This window comes from Actinomyces sp. oral taxon 170 str. F0386 (assembly GCF_000195595.1).
Lineage (GTDB): Bacteria > Actinomycetota > Actinomycetes > Actinomycetales > Actinomycetaceae > Actinomyces.
Genome location: NZ_GL882557.1, coordinates 1 through 622 on the forward strand (window position 1 = coordinate 1; position 622 = coordinate 622).

Annotated in this window: 1 protein-coding gene; it reads right to left on the bottom strand. The window is 53.4% G+C overall.

What is annotated here, in order from left to right; translation table 11 throughout:
• Nucleotides 1-209 precede the first annotated feature (209 nt).
• The coding region (locus tag HMPREF9056_RS11010; RefSeq protein ID WP_216593609.1) for a hypothetical protein at nucleotides 210-622 on the bottom strand (413 nt) is incomplete at its 5' end.

Below are 622 nucleotides of genomic sequence, written 5' to 3' on the forward strand. Positions count from 1 at the left end.
CTCGTTGATGGTCATGGGCCACCTGTGCTCAGCAATGGCTCGGATGATGGCTACTGCCTGTTCAGTAGGGTAGACTCGAAGTGTTGGATGATTAGGTTGGATGGTGCCCATGGTTGTCCCTTAGTGTCCAGAGGTTGTCGATGGCTTGCTGGAGTACCTGGGCGATCTCGGGCATCAGTGAGAACGGCTGGTCTCCGACTTCCGTGAGATCAGGTGTTCTGGTGTAGATCGTTCTCGCGTTGAGCTCTCTTGATCCCCATCTCAGCCTCAACCAAGGGCTCACCGCGGGCAGTGGTGTCATAGACCAACATCCGGTCATCGTCAGAGGTGACGATATCTTTGACCCGCTCGGGCGTAATCAACTGAACCCCCTTAGGGTCGCCAAGTCGCGGAAGTGGATCTCGGGTTACAGGATCCCCCAGCCACACATCGATCATGGCGTGCGCAGTTAGGTACTCAAGAATCTCACACGCTCTTTGCAGGGCGGCATATTCATCGAGATTCTCCATAGACTGAACAGTAGTGAGGACTTCCAACCCGCTTGTCTCGCCCTCCATTCCCATAAAAAGCACTTCAGCAACAGTAGAATGAGTCATAGTGTTGGATTTCCTTTCAGTGGAAT